At 68.1% G+C, this 14,469-nt stretch carries 16 protein-coding genes and 1 pseudogene; 9 read left to right on the top strand and 8 right to left on the bottom strand.

All coding sequences use genetic code 11. The features are described from left to right. Positions 1-246 (bottom strand): transposase (locus JNW87_RS41225; RefSeq protein ID WP_375373452.1); only part of this gene is annotated, 246 nt, incomplete at its 3' end. A gap of 370 nt (positions 247-616) precedes the next feature. Between JNW87_RS41225 and JNW87_RS02485 the strand changes: the two genes are divergently transcribed. The 6 genes from JNW87_RS02485 (at position 617) to JNW87_RS02510 (ending at position 4,154) form a co-directional block, all read left to right on the top strand. After that, positions 617-1,060, top strand: coding sequence for a hypothetical protein (locus tag JNW87_RS02485; RefSeq protein WP_238452877.1), 444 nt, complete (start codon positions 617-619; stop codon positions 1,058-1,060). A 233-nt stretch (positions 1,061-1,293) separates the two neighbouring features. After that, complete coding sequence (locus tag JNW87_RS02490; protein WP_161557737.1) at positions 1,294-1,458, top strand: hypothetical protein; 165 nt, start codon at positions 1,294-1,296, stop codon at positions 1,456-1,458. Positions 1,459-1,463: 5 nt separating this feature from the next. Beyond that, positions 1,464-1,709 carry an NAD(P)-binding domain-containing protein gene (locus JNW87_RS41230; protein ID WP_368666209.1) on the top strand — a complete coding sequence of 82 codons (246 nt, stop codon included), beginning with the start codon at positions 1,464-1,466 and terminating at the stop codon, positions 1,707-1,709. Then, entirely contained in the window at positions 1,601-2,344 is a 744-nt protein-coding gene (locus JNW87_RS40395) for an NAD(P)-binding domain-containing protein (RefSeq protein ID WP_309233883.1), read from the top strand. Before JNW87_RS41230 ends, JNW87_RS40395 begins: the two co-directional genes overlap by 109 nt. 17 nt (positions 2,345-2,361) lie before the next feature. Then, the gene (locus tag JNW87_RS02505; RefSeq protein ID WP_309233884.1) at positions 2,362-2,901 is read left to right on the top strand and encodes a nuclear transport factor 2 family protein; all 540 of its coding nucleotides are present in this window, start codon (positions 2,362-2,364) and stop codon (positions 2,899-2,901) included. A 134-nt stretch (positions 2,902-3,035) separates the two neighbouring features. Further along, entirely contained in the window at positions 3,036-4,154 is a 1,119-nt protein-coding gene (locus JNW87_RS02510) for an SDR family oxidoreductase (RefSeq protein ID WP_238452879.1), read from the top strand. A gap of 719 nt (positions 4,155-4,873) precedes the next feature. Here JNW87_RS02510 and JNW87_RS02515 read toward each other — a convergent pair. Further along, the gene (locus JNW87_RS02515; RefSeq protein WP_109799609.1) at positions 4,874-5,440 is read right to left on the bottom strand and encodes a TetR family transcriptional regulator; all 567 of its coding nucleotides are present in this window, start codon (positions 5,438-5,440) and stop codon (positions 4,874-4,876) included. A gap of 122 nt (positions 5,441-5,562) precedes the next feature. On the opposite strand from JNW87_RS02515, the gene JNW87_RS02520 reads away from it, so the two are divergent. Beyond that, a complete protein-coding gene (locus JNW87_RS02520; protein WP_238452880.1) occupies positions 5,563-6,453 on the top strand; it encodes an SDR family oxidoreductase in 891 nt (296 codons plus the stop codon). 135 nt (positions 6,454-6,588) lie between these two features. Further along, entirely contained in the window at positions 6,589-6,864 is a 276-nt protein-coding gene (locus tag JNW87_RS02530) for a hypothetical protein (protein WP_201749412.1), read from the top strand. Here JNW87_RS02530 and JNW87_RS02535 read toward each other — a convergent pair. Together JNW87_RS02535 and JNW87_RS02540 are read right to left on the bottom strand one after the other, a co-directional pair. After that, positions 6,790-7,053 (bottom strand): annotated as a pseudogene (locus JNW87_RS02535) (transposase family protein); the annotation flags it as partial. The gene JNW87_RS02530 and the pseudogene JNW87_RS02535 sit on opposite strands and share 75 nt — an antisense overlap. Positions 7,054-7,180: 127 nt before the next feature. Next, entirely contained in the window at positions 7,181-9,295 is a 2,115-nt protein-coding gene (locus JNW87_RS02540) for a glycogen debranching N-terminal domain-containing protein (RefSeq protein ID WP_238452881.1), read from the bottom strand. Positions 9,296-9,662: 367 nt separating this feature from the next. On the opposite strand from JNW87_RS02540, the gene JNW87_RS02545 reads away from it, so the two are divergent. Beyond that, positions 9,663-10,139, top strand: coding sequence for a PPC domain-containing DNA-binding protein (locus JNW87_RS02545; protein ID WP_161557808.1), 477 nt, complete (start codon positions 9,663-9,665; stop codon positions 10,137-10,139). Positions 10,140-10,494: 355 nt separating this feature from the next. Here the strand turns inward: JNW87_RS02545 and JNW87_RS02550 are convergent, their stop codons facing one another. The 4 genes from JNW87_RS02550 to JNW87_RS02565 form a co-directional block, all read right to left on the bottom strand. After that, entirely contained in the window at positions 10,495-10,740 is a 246-nt protein-coding gene (locus JNW87_RS02550) for a transposase (RefSeq protein WP_238452882.1), read from the bottom strand. Next, positions 10,701-11,441 carry a transcriptional regulator gene (locus tag JNW87_RS02555; RefSeq protein ID WP_238452883.1) on the bottom strand — a complete coding sequence of 247 codons (741 nt, stop codon included), beginning with the start codon at positions 11,439-11,441 and terminating at the stop codon, positions 10,701-10,703. The genes JNW87_RS02550 and JNW87_RS02555 overlap by 40 nt, the downstream gene beginning before the upstream one ends. Before the next feature lie 320 nt (positions 11,442-11,761). Continuing rightward, positions 11,762-13,270, bottom strand: a complete 1,509-nt coding sequence (locus tag JNW87_RS40400; RefSeq protein ID WP_238452884.1) for a sugar ABC transporter ATP-binding protein — start codon at positions 13,268-13,270, stop codon at positions 11,762-11,764. Positions 13,271-13,343: 73 nt separating this feature from the next. After that, positions 13,344-14,180 (bottom strand): DeoR/GlpR family DNA-binding transcription regulator, encoded by an 837-nt coding sequence (locus tag JNW87_RS02565; protein ID WP_201749579.1) that lies wholly within the window; start codon positions 14,178-14,180, stop codon positions 13,344-13,346. Between the last annotated feature and the right edge of the window lie 289 nt (positions 14,181-14,469).

Genomic DNA, 14,469 nt, shown 5'->3' on the forward strand with positions numbered 1-14,469 from the left:
CAGCGCGTCCCACTGGCAGCCAGTCCGGTCGAGGTAGCGGATCGCATCCACGACGTCCCGGCGGGGGTAGATGATCGGCCGTCCACGCCCGGTTCCGGCGGGCACGTGCGGGGCCAGGATCCGCCATTCGGCGTCGGTGGTGTCGGACGGGTAGTGCCGCGGCCGGCCGGTCGGCAGGTGATCGGCAACGGTGGCACCTACCTGAGCATCGAGCTGGGCTCGGAGCCGCTGGTGATCACCCGGGATGGGCCGGAACCCTCCGGGTGCTCTCCAACGTCTGTCGGCACCGGGCCATGACGCACGTCGCCGGCGGCGGTTCGTGCAGGACGTAGCCCTAACGCCGGCGCCGTGGGCGAAAGGGCTACCAGCCTCCCCGGACGGGCCAAGGTCGGTAGGGCGTACTGGTTGACGCGGGGGCTAACGCGAATGGCCAGTCGTTCCTCCCACCGGGGCAGTGTGGATCGCCAGGCCGCCGGTGATTTGCGGCCGGCCGACTGCTATCCACTGCGGGGCCGTTGATGTCCCTGGTGACAATTCACCCTCGTGGATTGCTTCGCCCGGGGTCACACCTCACACTGTCCGTATGGCTACCACTGCAGCCGGGCGGGTCCGTACCGTGACGGGCGCAGCGGTACTCGCCGCCCTGATCCTGGTGATCGCATTCGGCAACCCGGCCTACACAGACTGGGCGAAGAACCACACCTCGAACGATGCGTGGGGATTCTTTCTCAAGCAGTTGGCGTGGCCGACCTGGTCGTTCAGCTCTGATGATTCGGTGCGGACCATCCTCGCCAACGACATCAAGGCAATCCTGCTCGTGGTGCTGACTGGCGTCTTCGTGTCCCTCATGGTTGCGGCAGGGGCACCGCGCAGCGCGCGGCTGTTCTTCTCGAGCTGGGGAGCCTACGTTTTCGCCGCGGCGTCCGCCGGCCTCCTTGCCGCGTTCGTCCAGGTGGACGCGAGCCTGCGTGGCTCCTTCGGCTGGGCCGCCGGTGGTGGGATCTACGGACTGTTCGTCGGTTGGGTCCTCGCCATCGTGGTACTCGCCTCCCGGAAGTAAACCCCCATACCGCCTGAATCGCCGGCCAGCATCATCCGGCATAGCCGCTGTCGTCTGTCGTTGCGGCGCTGGTCAGGGCAATGGGGCCTGTGGCCGGCGCGTCGGATCAGTCCGCGGCTGTTGCCTGAGGCCCGTGTCATGTGCTCGGCGCCGTTTAGCGCGGCAGCGGCGGGGAACGCGGGCACGCTTCGCGGGCGGTGGCGGGACGGACAAGTTGTGTGGGAGGACCAGTTATGACGGCGCACAACCTGGCGGGAACCGCGACCATGGGCCTAATCGTCGGTGGTTACGGCACGGCAGAGCCGGCCGGTCTGTGGGTCTGGAGTCGCCCGGAGGGACGTGACCCGGCGTTTGCCCTGCTGCCCATCGCCGTCGAGTTCGACCGGGTCGCGGGGTGAGCGACATGACGAGCACAGGTGCCGGGACGGCTGAAGCCGCTGGGACGACCGGGGTCGTTCGTACGGTTGGGTTCATCGGCCTGGGCGACCAGGGATTGCCGATGGCGATCGCACTGGTCGAAAGCGGCTACGAGTTGCACGTGTGGGCGCGCCGCCCGGCGTCCATGGATGCGCTGGGCGAAGCGGAGCATGTGCGTCACACCACACCACCATTGCCGACCTCGCCTCGGCCTGTGACATGGTCGCGTTAGCTGTACCCACTGACGAGGACGTGCTGCAGATCGTCTCGCACGACTTGCTGGACGGCATGCGTCCCGGGTCGGTGGTGGTGAACCACGGCACGGGCGTCCCGCGTAATGCGATCCGGCTGGTGCAGTTGTGCGCTGACAGGGGCGTTGACGCGCTCGACGCGCCTGTCAGCGGGGGTCGACCTGGCGCGCAGGCTCGGACGCTGACGGTCCTCGTCGGGGGCGCGGAGGCCGTCGCCCAGCGTTGTGAACCGGTCCGTCGGTCCTTCGCCACCCATGTCGTGCATGCTGGCCCGGCAGGTGCGGGACAGATGGCCAAGCTGTTCAACAATGCCTTGCTGATGATGAACCAGGCCGCCATCGCCGACGTCGTCGACTTGGGGCTACGGGCCGGTCTCGACCCGGGGACCCTGGTGGAAGGGCTCAAGCTCGGCAGCGCTACCAGCGCCGCGCTGACCCTGCTGAACACGATGGTCACCCCGGACACCGTCGAGCACCTGTCGCGTGTCGAGGCACTCGACATGCAGTTGTTCGAGGAGGCAATGACCGCCGCCGGAGTCGAGGCGGCCGAGGCGACCGCTCGTGGCCTGCCCGGAGCCAACCGGCTGCCTGATCTTGTTCGGCAGCTCAACCGGTGAACACTCCACGGCAGACAGTGTGGACCGAGATCGGGACGCCCGCGGCATCTGCGGACACCGAGGCCGTGTCCCAACTGGTGCTCGGTGAGCGGCAGAGCCGCGACCGCGGCTGGTGGGAGGAGATGGCCGAGTGTTTCGCGCCCGAGGCCGTCATTGATATGAGCTGGTTCACCGGCAGCGCTCACGATTTCGTCCGGCAGACCCGGCTCCGCTCTGCTGACGGGGTTTGGGGTCGTCACCGGCTGTCCCCGCCGGCCGTCAGGGTGAACGGTGATCGGTCCTGGGCCGAACTTGCACTCGGCATCGAGTTCCCCATCACTGTCGCTGGAGTCGCGGCGGACCTCGTCTCCTACTGCCGCTCCCAGTACCGCGCACGGCGCATCGACGGCACGTGGCGCATCACGCGAATCACCTCAATCTACGAACGCGACACCCTCACTCCCGCGATGCCGGCCACCCGCCTCGACATCGATCCTGCCGACCTGAGCGGCTACCGGGCCTCATACCGGTGCCTGGCGTGGTACTTCCAGCGACTGGTCAGCGGCACGGAGATGTAGTTCGCGGCGGGGGCACCCCTGAGCCCCGATCTGCTCGGTGACGACCGCCCAGAGGACGTTGCCCGGCATTACGCAACGGAGAGAGCCTGGCTCAACGGCGAACAGGCATGAGCACAACTGAAAGGAACAGGACCATGAACAAGCTCGCACTCGTCACCGGCGCCACCTCCGGCATCGGCAAGGCCTTCGCCGAACGCCTGGCCGCCGACGGCTACGACCTGGTGATCGCCGGTCGGCGAAAGGACCGCTTGGACGAGTTCGCCGCCTCGCATCCCGAGGCCAAGGTTCAGATAGTGGCTGCAGACCTGTCCACCGACGCCGGTGTGGACACGATCGCCGATGTGTGCGCGTCGGAGCCGCTGACCATGCTGGTGAACAACGCCGGTGTGTCGCACTACATGCCGCTCGCGGAGCTTCCCGCCGACAAAGCCAGGGAACTCGTGCACGTCAAGGTCGTCGCCCCGACCATGCTTTCGCGCGCCGCGGTCGCCGGTATGCAGCAGCGAGGCGAAGGCACCATCATCAACGTCGCCGGCATGATCGCCTTCAGCGGTCCAGCACCGAGCTCGGTGATGCCCCGTCGTGCCGTCTACGCCGGCACCCTGGCCCACCTCGTCGCGATGTCCCAGACGCTGAGCGCCGAGCTCGAGGGGACGGGCGTCAAGGTTCAGGTCGTGTGCCCCGGCGTGGTGACCACCGAGTTCCACGAGCGCCAAGGTCTCGACATGAGCGTGGTCCCCCGCATGAGCGCTGACGACGTGGTCACGGCCAGCCTGCGCGGCCTGGAACTGGGCGAGGTCGTCGTCGCCCCGGGCGTCGAGGACGCCGGACTCCTGGACGCGGTCTTCCAGGCCGACCTCGCAATGGTGTCGCCGTCGCCGCGCAGGACGGCGGTGTACCAGACGCTCGACCGGGGGAGGAGGCGTACCGCTCCGATGACCGTCGCACCCGGCGCCACCCAGGCCTCCTCGGCGACCTCCGGCTCCGTGCCCCCGAAGGGCAGCAGCATCGGCTCCACCACACTCATCTGCTCAGCGCCCGATCCGGACGGCACGGGACACGCCGAACCTGTCGGCGACCAGTTCCCTGATTCGGCCGCTCCTCGACGGAGGCCCCGGGAAGAGCCAGGCCAGGTCCTCCCGCGGGGAAGGTCCGGGACGCCGCGACGTGGGCCGGGTAGAGGGCGCGCTGGGCGGCACCGTCGCCGGCGAACGCCGCGACGCAGCGCTCCGGCTCGGCGTTTGCGAGAGTGAGGATCGCCCCGGTGGCGCCGACCGCTCCGGCCATGGTGAGTATGGTCGACGCCCCGACGTAGACATCGCCGTCGAATGCGCACGAGCCCGTGCACGCCTGCCGTTGCCCATGACCATGGCAATGAACCACGATGGAGGCAGACCTTGACCAGAGCCGCCGCCCCCATCGTCGACCAGCCGATTTCCCGGACGGTCATCCTGGATGCCGGTTCGACCGCGTACGCCAGGCTGAGCGCGTCGAGATGCGCGAGATCCGGATCCTGCCCGGCCATGCCGGAGGGTTGCACGTTCACAATGGCCCGGTGATGGGCAGCATCCTCGAAGCACCAACGATCCCTGCGCCTTCCCTGGATACCCACTGGCGGGCGAGAGAACGGTTCGACGCCACGGTGGGCGGGAATGGCCGAGGTGGCGTTGAACGTCACCGCGTCCGCACATCGGCCACGACCGTGCACGGGTGCCACCGCACGTTTCGTCACGGGCCGTGACCCCGGGCTGCGGCAGAAGAGGACGTGCGCAGGACATCGCTGGCACGGGCGGCGGCGGTCACGCCGCAACTAAGTCGTTGCTCAGGTTACCGACGACGAGCATGAGCCGCAGCGGTTGCTCTTTGTCCTGGTGGTCGATCTCAACGACGATTCCGCGATCGCCCATTTGCTGCAGGTCGACGTCGAAGAACCAGCTGATTCGTTGCTTCCCGGGAGTGTTTGCGCCTGCCGTTATTTGCCCGCGGTCACGGCTTTGAGCTCGTCGAGCGACTCTCGGATGAGTTGCGGCAAGTCTGGCTGGCCGGTGTCGTTGATCCAGTGTTCGAACGCGATCCTGAAGACGGCGATCCCTGCCTCGGCGGCCAGGCTCGCGGCTAGATCTGTGACGCCGCGTCGGTGCAACGCGTCGGCGAGCGCCGAGCCGAGTGATGCGAGCTTGATCAGCTCGCGTTCTTGGAGTTCTGCGTTCGCGGCGATGATGGTCTGGCGCTGTCGGACGATTTCGCGACGCTCCTGCAGTACGGTGCCGGCGGCCTCGAAGGCCGCGGCTATCGCGTCGATCGGCGCGGCGGAATCAGGCGCGCTGGCTATGGTGCTTACGAGGAGCTCCTGCAGTCTGCCCGTGCCTCCGAACAGAACCTCGCGCTTGTCGGCGAAGTGCCGGAAGAACGTTCGCTCGGTGAGCCCCGCCTGCTTGGCGATCTCCGCCACCGTGGTCTGTTCGAACCCGCGCTCGATGTAGAGCTCCAGGGCGGCCTGCTCCAGCCGGCCGCGCGCGTTTGGCTCCCATCGACCCATACTCCCGATCATACTTGATGACAGTGGCTGACATGGGGTGCTACGCTGATGACAGCGACTGACATGGGATGTCGCGACGGGAGTCCCGCGCCGAGGACGTCGATCACCTGGAGGTTCTTCTCATGCGTGTGTTTGTCACCGGCGCGTCCGGTTGGATCGGCTCCGCCGTCGTGCCCCAGCTCATCGGCGCGGGTCATCAGGTCCTCGGGCTCGCCAGGTCGGACTCCTCGGCCGCCGCCATTGCCGCCTCGGGAGCCGAGGTACTCCGCGGCGACCTGGACGACCTGGACACCCTGCGCGCCGGGGCCACCAGCACGGACGGGATCATCCACCTCGCGTTCATCCACGACTTCACCCAGTTCGAGGCCTCGGTACAAGCCGACGCGTGCGCCATCGAGACGATGGGCGCCGCACTCGAGGGCTCCGGCAAGCCCCTCGTCATCGCCTCCGGAACCCCCGCACTGCCTGGGGCCGTGGCGACCGAACGTGACGAGCCCGCTCCCGGCTCACTCGCGGCGGGCCGGGGCGCGAACGCCAAGGCGGCTCTTGGCATGGCCGCACGCGGCGTCCGCTCGTCCGTCGTGGGGCTGCCCCGGTCGGTGCACGGCGAAGGAGATCCTGGCTTCATCGCGATGCTGGTCGGTATCGCCCGCGACAAGGGCGTCTCCGGCTACGTCGGCGACGGGTCCAACCACTGGCCCGCCGTGCACCGGCTCGATGCCGCGCACCTGTTCCGCCTGGCGCTGGAGAAGGCCCCGGCGGGATCGACGCTGCACGCGGTCGCCGACGAAGGTGTGCCGATCGGCGACATCGCTGGGGTGATCGGCCGCCACCTGAACCTGCCAACGGCTTCCCTCCGTGCCGAGGATCTCGGTTTCCTCGGGGCCATCCTCGCGGTCGACCAGCCGGCCTCCAGCGCGCTCACCCGCGAACTGCTCGGGTGGCGGCCGGTCCAGCCGGGGCTCATCGAGGACCTCGAGCAAGGCCACTACTTCAAGAACTCATCCGCATGATCGGCCGCGCCGGTACGGCGCTCCGTCTCCTGCTCGTCAACGGTCCACCGGTGAACTCCCTGCGGCTTCGCCGTCGCAGGGAGCTTTGGTGATACATCCGTTCGGGACCTCGAAGTCGAGCGCGGCTGGCGCGACGTGAAACAGATCATCGACCTTCGGCCGGTCTACCACCGTGTCGAGGACCTCATCCGCGCCCACGTGCTGCTGTGCTGGCTGGCGCTGCTACTCATCCGCATCGCCGAGACCAAGACCGGGCAGCGCTGGCCCGAGATCCGCGACGAACTCCAGCGTTTGCACCTGGGCACCTTCACCGGCCCGGCCGGCTCCTTTCGCCAACGCACCGAGATCACCCCTGGCGTGGGCGGCGAGCAGACCGACGGCTTCCCGCAGGTACCGCCACACTGTCGTTAGCGATACCCCGAACCCGGCCGCGGGTAAGGGTGTCGCCGTTGTGCAGGTAGGCCAAGGCCATCAGCGCCTGCTGATGCGCGGGCAGCCGGCGCCAGCGGCGTCGAGGGTGCGGCGACGGGTGTGGATCAGGTCGTTCAGACGGGTCAGGTTGCGCCTGGACAGCGGGATGCTGGCTGGATAGGTCAGCAACGAAGCTCCCGTGCTGGGCGGTCGTTCTTGGTCGACTGCTGTCCTACCGGGAGCTTTGTCCTATCTGGAGCAGCGACACACCGCCTCGCCCGCCTGGTCAACCGCCCTTCATCACGATGAAAAGGGCTCAATGGGCGGGACGAATGTCCATCACCCCATCGCTGACTGCGATGTCCCAGCGCTTGCCGAATGCGTTCGTGCCAGCCAACAAGATCCGGCCGAAGCCTTCCGGCAACGCGGGATCCAGGACGAGTTGTCCGTCACGTGCGTCGAAGCCCAGCATGGTGCGGAGGAACAGCAGCGGAGCGCCACTCGCCCATGCCTGAGGATCGCAGGCGGTCGGGTAGCGTATGGGAGTTCGGCTAAAGGACCGGTCGTAGCCGGAGAACGCTTCCGGCAGGCGGAAGTTTGAACCTCGCGCCGCGTCGAGCATCGCCGTGATGATGCGGTTCGCCTCCTGGCGATATCCGTAGCAGGCAAGTCCGTGGGCGATCAGGGAGTTGTCGTGCGGCCAGACGGTGCCCATGTGGTAGCCGATCGGGTTGTAGCCGCGATCGACGGTCGACACGGTGCGTACGCCCCAGCCGGAGAACATCTCGTCGGACATCAGCTGCATGGCCACGATCTTCGCCCGGTCTTCCGGGACGATGCCGCTCCACAGCAGGTGCCCCATGTTCGAGGTCATCGAGTCGATCTTGCGCTTGTCGCCGTCCAGTCCGATCGCGTAGTAACCGCCCCGATCCTCGATCCAAAAGTCCCGGTTGAAGCGCGTGCGGAGCTCCTTCGCCTCGACACGTAGCCGCTGTGCCAGCGCGGGGTCGTCGAGCGGTCCGCCGTCGGCGAGTTCGGCAATCCGCAGCTTCGCGTCGTAGGTGTAGCCCTGGATTTCGCAGGTCGCGATCGGCAGCACGGGGATGCTGCCGTCGGCGAACTGCACTCCGTCCCACGAGTCACGCCAGCACTGGTTGCCGAGGCCTTGCGGGGATCGGGTCGCGTACTCCACGTAGCCGTCGCCGTCCCTGTCACCGTACTCGTCGATCCACCGCAGTGCGGCGTCGACGTTGTCGCGCAAGTCCCGCACGAGTTCGTCGTCCCGGGTCCACCGCCAGTACTCGGACAAGACGATGAGCCACAGTTGCGTGGCGTCAGCGGTGCCGTAGTAGGGGTCGTAGGGTTTGATGCCCAGCTGTGTCAGCTCGCCGGTCCGGACCTCGTGAATGATCTTCCCTGGCTCCTCATCCCGGAAGTCGTCCACCTCGTCGCCCTGGTGCCGAGCGAGAGTGCGAAGGGCGCCCCGCGTCAGGCGTGGACCGAAGCAGATCGTCTGGTACGCGGTGATCAGCGAGTCCCGGCCGAACATGCCGAGGAACCAGGGCAGGCCTGCGGCCGGGAAGTCCAAGCGCTGGCCGTCAAGGTGCGTTTGGATTCGCAGCGCGACCAGATCATCCACGGACCTCTCGAAGACGTCACGCAGCACCTGGGAGTCCGCCTGGAGCGTCGGCGCGGCGGCGCGCCACCTGTTTGCCGGATCATCCTTGTTGCCGTCGAAGACCCGCTGGAACTCACGAGCCGTGAGATACGTGTCGGGCACTGGGCCATGGAAACACGGGATAGTCAGCTCGCAGCCCCACTGCTCACCGGGCTGCAGCTGGATATCCCATACCAGGTCATCACCTTCCACCCGGTCAGCCGCCGGTTCAACCCGCACCTCCGCCGTCGCCGAGAATGACCCATTCTGATAATCGAAGGCAAGCAGTGAGCCATCCGGAGCGTGCCGCCGAACTATCTTCTCCGACCGGTCCGTGACCGTCTCCTTGATCTCAAGGATGTCCGCGAAATCCGCGCCCACCTCCAACCGAAGCTGTACAGACGCCGGCTTGTTCGAGAAGCACTGCAGAATGACACTCTCCTGCATTCCCTGACCGACGAGACGCTCTCGACGCACCCCCACACTGTTCCCGCGCAGCCCCGGCAGATCAGGGTTTGTCAGGAAGAACGCGGCGGCATACGCCTCCACCGGAGCCGAATCGAGTACCAGCAACGGGGAACCGTTCAACGTCAGCCGCCAACAGTCGAGAAACCGGGTGTCAGCGAACACCAGCCCACCGATCGAACCACGTGGCACATCCCCAGTGGCCTCGGAGAACATGAACGCATTGCCCTCGACAATCGCCACCGTGTTCGGACCCAGCTCGGGCGGCAGCTCCCGCAGCACTTCATCCTCGACGCGCCGCTCAGGCATGTCTCCAGGCATCGGCTCGGCTGGGGTCGGTCTGCGACCTGTCGTCGTCACGGCACACCCTCAAGTCCTGAATAAGACGGTCAAACCCGAATGGCTGATACGACGTATACCCGGCGACCCCGCACCCTGAGGAGGAGACTCGGCACGTCCCTGCGTGGGGGCATTGTGCTACCCGGTGGCCGGGTCGGGAAACGCCCTAAGACGTGACGACCCAAGTGTCGGCCCTCGCAGGAAAATGATCTGCTCCGAGATCGAAATGGCGGCACCAGCAACGGGTATCGCAGATGGCACGACACCGGGAACGGCTGGGCCGCTGGGCGGCGGAGGTGTAACCGCAGCTCACCGGCAAAGTAGGGGAGGCAGGATTATGGAGACACTAGAATTGGCCGACAGCGGCCGGCGCGTAGTGGTCGTCGCCGTCGATAAGGGCGAGGACGCGGTGACCGCCATCCACCAAGCGGCACAGCAGTGCGACATCCGGGGGGCGAGGGTCACGGCAGTCGGCGGGTTCCGCTCGGCGGAGGTGGGCTACTTCGACCGCGAGCGGCGCGCCTACGACCGCATCCCGGTGCCCGAACAGGTCGAGGTCCTGTCACTGCTCGGCGACATCGCCGACGACCGCGGCAAGATCGCCCTGCACATACACACGGTTCTCGGCCGCCGGGACGGCACCACCGTCGGCGGGCACCTCCTGCACGGCGAGGTCTGGCCCACCCTCGAGGTCATCATCACCGAGGTCGGGGCCAACCTCACCAAGCACGTCGACCAGGAGACCAGGCTGGCCCTGCTCGCCCCGAGCACCGACCGCACGCCGGCCATCGCGCAGGCACATGCCGGCCGATAGCGGTCCGTCGGGGCCGTTGCAGCGGCGGGCCAGGCGGGCACCGAAAGCCGTACGAAACGGTCAGGCGAGGTGGTGATTCGCTCTCCATCTCCCGCGCCTGTGCTACGGCCCGTTTCCGATCGTCGGAGCGAGCCTCATCAAGGACGCTCTCGTAGTCCGCGCGCAGCCGGTCGACGCTGTTCTGGTCCGCCCCGGTTTGATCGGCGACCTGTGGTAGCGCTGCCAGGCCGGCCTCGACCGCCCGCACCCGCGCCGTCCGTGTCTCGTTCGCCCGAGCCGGATCATCGCTGATACCCGCCCAGGTCAAGACGGCTGGCAGGGTGGTTGCCCTTGCCGAAAACCCCATCCGCACAGGTCAGGCGGCATGTTCGTACTGATGGAGGATGCCGCCGAGCCGATCACGTCGGCGTATGTCGAGATGGGTGATCTTGTGTGGATCGGCGATCGGCGCAGGTAGCGAGCGGAGCGGACGGGCGTTCGCAATGCCCTGGTGCGGGCGGTGCCCGTTGTAGAACTGTTCGAACTCGTGCAGGGCGTGGAGCAGGTGGCGCTGATTCCAGATCAAGGTCCTGTCGAGGAGTTCTCGCAGGTCTGCACCCACCGCTCCATGACCGAGTTCATTCTTGGCATTCGGACGCCGCTGCGCACGATTTCGATCCCCGACTCGGTGACGACGGCGTCGAACAGCGCGGGGAACTTGCCGTCCCGGTCTCGGATCATGAACCGCGCTCGGTAACTGGCGTCTTCGAGGTCCATAACGAGGTTCTTCGCGGCCTGCACTGTCCATACGGCGGTCGGGTGCGGGGTGGCGCCCAGGATCCGGACCCGGCGACTGCCGTGCTCTATCACCGCGAGCACGTACATCCGCGCCCCGGTGAGGGTGACCGTCTCGAGGAAGTCGCATGCCAGCAGGGCGTCAGCCCGGGAGCGCAGGAAGTCGGCCCAGGTGCTGGAGGCGCGCTCGGGTGCCGGGTCGATGCCTGCCTCCTTCAAGATCTCCCACACCGTGGAGGCGGCCACCTTCACCCCCAGAACCAGCAGTTCGCCGTGGATTCTGCGGTACCCCCAGCTGGGGTTCTCCCGCGCCAGGCGTAAGGCCAGGGTGCGGATGGAGCGCACGGCCCGCGGCCGGCCCGGGCGCTTGGACCGGGACCGGGCCGCGTGGCGGCGGGTGACCTGGTCGCGGTGCCAGCGCAGCACCGTATCCGGACGCACCAGCAGCCGCACCTCGCGCAGCACGTCGCGCGGCAGCCGGTGCAGCAGCGCCGCCAGGAACGCCCGATCAGTCGCGTCGAACCGCACCTTCTCCTTGCCGAGCTGGCGCTCCAGTACGGTGATCTGATGGCGCAGGCAAGGATCTCCACATCCTTGTCCCGATTGCTCATCGGTAGCAGGCGCAGCACCGCGAACACGTTCGTCCATCCAAGTAAGCCAGTCGCAGCAGCACGGCGGACCATCATGCCGCAGCGATCACCAGCCGACCGAGATCCCAGCGCAAACAACTGGGTCAAGATCCCTGACACCCCGTACACCGACTCCCACCAGGGCGGATGAGGTTTTCGGCAGGGGCAGGGTCGTGTCGTGACCGGAGGGGCCGTCGTTCACGTCGTGTGCGGCGGTGGTCAGGTCGCCGCGAGCAGCGCCATGATGTTCTTCTCGGTGACGTTCGGGCCGGTCAACTGACCGGCGACGGCGCCGTCGCGCAGCACCAGGACGCGGTCGCAGGAACCGACGAGTTCCTCCAGGTCGGAGGAGATCAGCATGACCGCCAGCCCGTCCACCGCGAGATCGTCGATGAGGGCCTGCACTTCGGACTTGGTGCCGATGTCGATGCCACGGGTGGGCTCGTCGAGCATCAGCACCCGCGGGTGGGTGGCGAGCCAGCGTGCCAGCAGCACCTTCTGCTGGTTGCCGCCGGAGAGTTCCCCGACCGGCTGGTGCGGGCTGGTCGCCTTGATCCGTAGCCGCCGCGTGAAGTTCTCGACGATCCGGTCGAGCCGGGCCTCGGAGACGATGCCGGCGCGGGAGAGTCGGGGGAGTGCGGCGAGCGCGATGTTGTCGCGGACCGACAGCGAGGCGATGATGCCCTCGGTCGTACGGTTCTGCGGCAGCAGTCCCACTCCGGCGCGGACGGCGCCGGCGATCGAGCGCTGGCGCAGGCGGGCGCCGGAGACGGTCACCTGCCCGGCGTCCAGCGGCATGGCGCCGGCGATCGCCTTCGCCGTCTCGCTCCGACCGGCGCCCAGCAGGCCGCTGAGGCCGACGACCTCGCCCGGTCGGAGGTTGATCGACACGCCGCCGAGCACGTGGCGGCGGGTGAGGCCGGTGGCCTGCAGGATCGGCGGGTCGGCGGGCTCGACGGCTGATGCGCCGCCGGGGGCGGTCGCCCCGAGCGCCACCCGGCGGCCGAGCATCAGCGACACGAGTCGCATCCGGTCGAGGCCGGCGAGCGGGCCGGTGTGTACCAGCCGGCCGTCGCGCAGCACGGTGGCCCGGTCGCAGATCCGCTCGATCTCGGTGAGACGGTGGCTGACGTAGACGATCGACCGGCCCTGGTCGCGCAGCGTGTCGAGCATGCTGAGCAGTCGTTCGACCTGGTCGTCGTCCAGGCCGGCGGTGGGCTCGTCGAGGACGATCACCGAGGTGCCGGTGGCGACCGCGCGGGCCACGGCGACCAACTGCTGGATCCCGGCGTCGAACGACTCGAGGGGCTGTCGTACGTCGATCCTCAGGCCGCAGCCGGCCATGATGTCGCGCGCCCGGGTGTTCATTCGCGCGACGTTGATGAGGCCGAGCCGGTGGCGCGGTTCGCGGCCCAGGAACAGGTTGCGGGCGATGCTCATCTGGGGGACGAGATTGGCCTCCTGGTGGACCCCGCCTATCCCGGCGCGCTCGGCGTCGCGGGGGGAGGAGAAGCGTACCGGCGTGCCGTGCAGCCGGAGCACCCCGGCGTCCGGTCGGTCGATGCCGCAGAGCACCTTGACCAGCGTCGACTTGCCGGCGCCGTTCTCGCCGAGAACGGCGTGCACCTCGCCCCGCCGGAGCGTGATCGAGACGTGGTCGAGGGCGCGTGTGCCGGGGAAGTCGCGGACCACGCCTGCGGCTTCGATCACGGTGCTGCTGCCTGCCACGGTGCCTCCTCGTAGCGGCCGGCGAGTCGGCTGAGGCGAATGATTGCGCACGGCGGGTGCAAAGGTAAAGACGTCAGGGGCGGGCGACGTGCAGCCGGACGGCCCGGTTGGCCAGTTCGTCGAGCACGTCGCGGGGGGCGGCGTCGTCGGTCACGAGGTGGTCGATCTCGTCCGTGGGGATGGTCTGCACCATGGTGTCGACTCCGATCTTGGTGTGGTCGGCGAGTACGACGATTTCCTCGGCGGCCGCGGCGAGCGCCCGGTCGACGCTGGCGACCTGCATGTTCGGCGTGGAGACGCCCCGTTCGGGAGTGAGACCGTTGCCCGAGATGAAGGCCCGGCGCACCCGTAGACCGGCGAGCGAGCGCTCGGCGGCGCTGCCCACCAGCGCGAGGATGGCGCCGCGCAGCGTGCCGCCGGTGAGGACGACCTCGACCCGCGGCGCGTTGGCGAGCGCCTGGGCCACCAGCAGCGAGTTGGTCACGACGGCGAGCTCGGCGTACCGGGTGAGCTGTTGGGCGAAGAGCTGGGTGGTGGTGCCGGCGCCGATGACGATGGCGTCGCCGTCCTCGACGAGCGAGGCGGCGAGCTCGGCGATGGCGGCCTTCTCGGCGGCGGCGACCTGGGCCTTCTGGGCGTAGGTGGGTTCCCGGGACAGCGCGCCGGGTGGGGTGGCCAGCGCGCCGGGCAGGGTCGCGCCGCCGTGATGGCGGTTGAGCAGCCCGTCGGCCTCCAGGATCCGCAGGTCACGTCGCACGGTGACCTCTGAGGACTGGACGGCCTGGGCGATGTCCCGCAGTGAGACCGCACCGTTGGCGTGCATCAGTTCGAGGATGCGTTGCCGGCGCTCGGCGGCGAACATGGTTCGCCGGCCCTCGGTCGCCGTCCGGGAGTCGTCGCCAGGTGCCACGTTGTCCTCTCTTCGTGAACGGATCGGTCTGCTTCTGATCGTACTCTGCACCGCTCCGGACCCTGGTGAAAGCGCTCCCGGATCGTTTCTGACCGGATCTGATCGAATGGTATTGACTTGGGATCGTGACGGTGGTTGATTGTTTCCCAACGATTTCAGGCAGGCCTCCACCCGGCCTGGCCGGCCCCACCGCTGGCCCGGGCCCGGGCGCTGCGGCCTGCGCTCTCACGCCACGCTCGTGAGAAAGGGGCCCTGAACGATGAGAAGAGCAGCCACCGCGCTGATCGCC

Origin of the sequence: Micromonospora sp. ATA51 (assembly GCF_016802855.1) — a bacterium.
Lineage (GTDB): Bacteria > Actinomycetota > Actinomycetes > Mycobacteriales > Micromonosporaceae > Micromonospora > Micromonospora sicca.

What these genes read in the sequence shown, in the direction of transcription:
- JNW87_RS41230 (WP_368666209.1), top strand. Translation starts at nt 1,464, where the DNA reads ATGACGAGCACAGGTGCCGGGACGGCTGAAGCCGCTGGGACGACCGGG.
- JNW87_RS02545 (WP_161557808.1), top strand. Translation starts at nt 9,663, where the DNA reads ATGGAGACACTAGAATTGGCCGACAGCGGCCGGCGCGTAGTGGTCGTC.
- JNW87_RS02520 (WP_238452880.1), top strand. Translation starts at nt 5,563, where the DNA reads ATGCGTGTGTTTGTCACCGGCGCGTCCGGTTGGATCGGCTCCGCCGTC.
- JNW87_RS02490 (WP_161557737.1), top strand. Translation starts at nt 1,294, where the DNA reads ATGACGGCGCACAACCTGGCGGGAACCGCGACCATGGGCCTAATCGTC.
- JNW87_RS02515 (WP_109799609.1), bottom strand. Translation starts at nt 5,440, where the DNA reads ATGGGTCGATGGGAGCCAAACGCGCGCGGCCGGCTGGAGCAGGCCGCC.
- JNW87_RS02540 (WP_238452881.1), bottom strand. Translation starts at nt 9,295, where the DNA reads ATGCCTGAGCGGCGCGTCGAGGATGAAGTGCTGCGGGAGCTGCCGCCC.
- JNW87_RS02510 (WP_238452879.1), top strand. Translation starts at nt 3,036, where the DNA reads ATGAACAAGCTCGCACTCGTCACCGGCGCCACCTCCGGCATCGGCAAG.